The organism is Streptomyces sp. B1866 (assembly GCF_031932565.1).
Lineage (GTDB): Bacteria > Actinomycetota > Actinomycetes > Streptomycetales > Streptomycetaceae > Streptomyces.
Window position 1 is genome coordinate 1 of sequence record NZ_JAVSCF010000435.1, and the last position, 2871, is coordinate 2871.

Annotated in this window: 2 protein-coding genes and 1 pseudogene; all 3 read right to left on the bottom strand. The window is 76.2% G+C overall.

All coding sequences use genetic code 11. The features are described from left to right. Positions 1–1325 (bottom strand): M1 family metallopeptidase (locus tag RKE29_RS29100; RefSeq protein WP_312008702.1); only part of this gene is annotated, 1325 nt, incomplete at its 3' end. A gap of 322 nt (positions 1326–1647) precedes the next feature. Beyond that, positions 1648–1737: pseudogene (locus RKE29_RS29105) on the bottom strand (zinc-binding dehydrogenase); the annotation flags it as partial. Positions 1738–1848: 111 nt separating this feature from the next. Then, a complete protein-coding gene (locus RKE29_RS29110; protein ID WP_312008703.1) occupies positions 1849–2553 on the bottom strand; it encodes a GNAT family N-acetyltransferase in 705 nt (234 codons plus the stop codon). Positions 2554–2871: the final 318 nt, after the last annotated feature.

Here is a 2871-nt window from a genome sequence, read left to right on the forward strand (position 1 = left end):
CTGACCCCTTGGAATTGATCATCTAGGTTCCACAGCGCGTACAGCACGAGCGTGCCGCCGGTGTAGCGCTGCGCGTCGAACAGGTTCTCCGCGGTCGGCGCGGCCACCGGGCCCGAGTCGTGCCGCCACTGGTCGCCCCGCGCGTACACGTCCTTCATGCGGGCCTCCATGGAGGTCAGGCCCAGCGAGTCGGGCCAGCCGCGCTCGTACCGGTACAGCAGGCCGTAGTAGTCGGCGTGGCCCTCGTTGAGCCACAGGTCGGCCCAGGTGGCGGGGGAGACCAGGTTGCCGAACCAGGTGTGTGTCAGCTCGTGCATCATGTGCGAGCCGATCTTGTTCTCCGGCTGGAGCAGGTAGTTCGGCTTGTAGAGGGTGAGGGTCTGCGTCTCCAGGCCGGTGAAGTCGAAGGCCTGCGGGTCGTCGGTGTTGGCGGGCAGGATGCCGTACGTCTCGAAGGGGTACGCGCCCAGCCGCGCCTCCAGCCAGGCCAGCTGGCCCGCGGTGAGGGCGAGCGCGGGTTCCAGGGCCTGGGCGCGGGCGACCGGCACCACGTCGCGCAGCGGCAGACCGCCGGGGCCCTGGCGCTCGACCACCGTGTAGTCGCCGACGGACAGCTGGACGACCTCGGTGGCGATGGGGTCGCGCGAGCGGTAGGCGAACGTCGTGGTGCCGTCCCCGGTGCTCTCCTGGGACACCGGCGTGCCGCTCGCCACGCCCTTCAGGCCGTCCGGCACGGTGATCCGGAAGGCGAAGTACGCCTTGTCGCTGGGGTGGTCGTTGCAGGGGAAGACCGTGTGGGCGAGGTTCGGCTGGCCGGCGACCGCGAAGCCGTCCGGCGTGGGCACCCAGCCGTTGTACGGGAAGGCCAGCGCGCGCGGGTCGGCGGTGTAGGCGATCCGTACGGCCAGCCGGCCGCGCCGGGGGACGCGGCGGGCGGGCGTGATCACGAGCTTGTCGCCCTGCCGCTCGTACGCCGCGGGCCTGCCGTCCAGTGCCACCTCGCGGATGTCCAGGGCGGCCCCGGCGTCGAGCGAGAGGCGGGTCAGGTACTCGGTGGCCCTGGCCGAGACCGTGACGACGGCGTCGACCAGTCTGGTGTCGGGCCGGTAGGTGACGTCCAGGTGGTAGGCGGAGACCCGGTAGCCGGTGTTTCCGAGGGTCGGGTAGACCGGGTCGCCGAGGCCTTCCCCGCCGGTGGCGGCGGTCCTGAGCCCGGTCGGCGCGGCGGTGCTCGCGGTCGGTGCGGCCGTGGCGCGGGCGAGGGGCGCGCCGGAGGCGAGGAGGGCGGCGGCTGCGGGTGCCGTCACCCTGGTTCGGTAGCGCATGGTTCTCTTTCGGTCCGTGGTTGCCATGAGGGCGAAGAGCCGCGACGGCGGACAGGCATGCGCGTGATGCAGTGCGTGTGTCATCGTGCTTCCCCCGTTGTACCCGGTGCGGCGCCGTACAGCGCTGGTCGTGGCGGCGCACCGGTGCGCACATGATGGGGCGCGGTGTTACGGGCGTCAACCGCCGGGCGCGCGCGCCGGGCGCGCGCCACCGGACCGTTCCGCGCCGCCGACTCCCGGAGCGCCCTGTGCACCGGGTCCGCGCGGCCCGCGCGCCCTCCGGCCCGTACCGCCGCGCCGCCACCAGCACCAGCACCAGCCGGCCCCGCACGCCGCCCTTCGCCAGCCGTTCGTGCGCGGTCGCGGCCTGCGCCAGCGGGTACGTTCCGGCCACCCGTACCGTCAGCTTCCCGGCCCCGGCGAGCGGGCCCGTCGGCCGCCGTACGGCCGGCCGCCCGGGCCCGGCGCCCGTTACGGCCGGCCCGGCCCGTACGGCCCGTACGGCGCCCGGCGCGCGGTCACCTCACCGGCCGGAGGGCGCGGCCGTGCCGACGCCCGGCAGGTCCGCCGGCACCCGTGCCCCCTGGAACGTCGTCCGGGCCCGCAGCCGGAAGCCCAGCGACTCGTACAGCCGGATGGCCGTGGTGTTGCGCGCGCCGGTGTGCAGGAAGGGCGTCTCGCCGCGCGCGCGGATGTTCGCCGCGACCGCCCGGACCAGCCGCGAGGCCAGTCCCTCGCCGCGGTGGTCCGGGTGGGTGCACACGGCGCTGATCTCCGTCCAGCCCGGCGGGTGCAGCCGCTCCCCGGCCATCGCCACGAGCGCGCCGCCGCGCCGGATGCCCAGGTAGGTGCCCATCTCGATGGTGCGCGGCAGGAACGGTCCGGGCTGGGTGAGCGCGACCAGGTCCAGGATCTCCGGCACGTCGGCCGGGCCGAGCCGGACGGCCTCCTCGTCCGGCGCCGCGGCCACGCCGTCGTCGACGAGCTGCACTCCCTCGAAGCTGAACGTCACCTCCCAGCCGTCCGGCGGCGGGCAGCGGACCGAGGGCAGCGGCACCTCGGCGCCGGGGCCCGCCAGGGCGGCGAGGTCGGCCCAGTCGTCCTCGTCCGGGTCGTCCGGCAACGCGAGCCAGGGCGACACGTCGAGCGGGTAGCGCAGGACCCGCCCGCGCGCCTCGGCGAAGTGGGCGTGCGGGCCGGTCAGCGAGGTCAGCGCGGGGTTGTCCAGGGGGTGCGCGGCCGTGTCCCGCGACTCGCCTCCCGGGGGCGGCGGGCGGTGGTGCGCCGGGGCCGGGCGGGGCACCGCCGACGGCGCGGGCCCGGAGTGCGCCGAGTCAGAGCCCGCCGACTCGGAACGTGCCGGATCGGGCCGGGTCGGATCGGGCCGGGCCGGGTCGGGAGGAGGCGGCTCGGGGTGCGCGGGGCCGGGGCGTACCGGCTCCGGGCGCGTCGGGTGCGGGGCGCTCACGCGGCCTCCTCCAGCCCGGTCCGGCCGCCCGCGCGGGTCGGCGCGGCCGGGCTCGGCGCTCCCGCCGCGTCCCGCCGT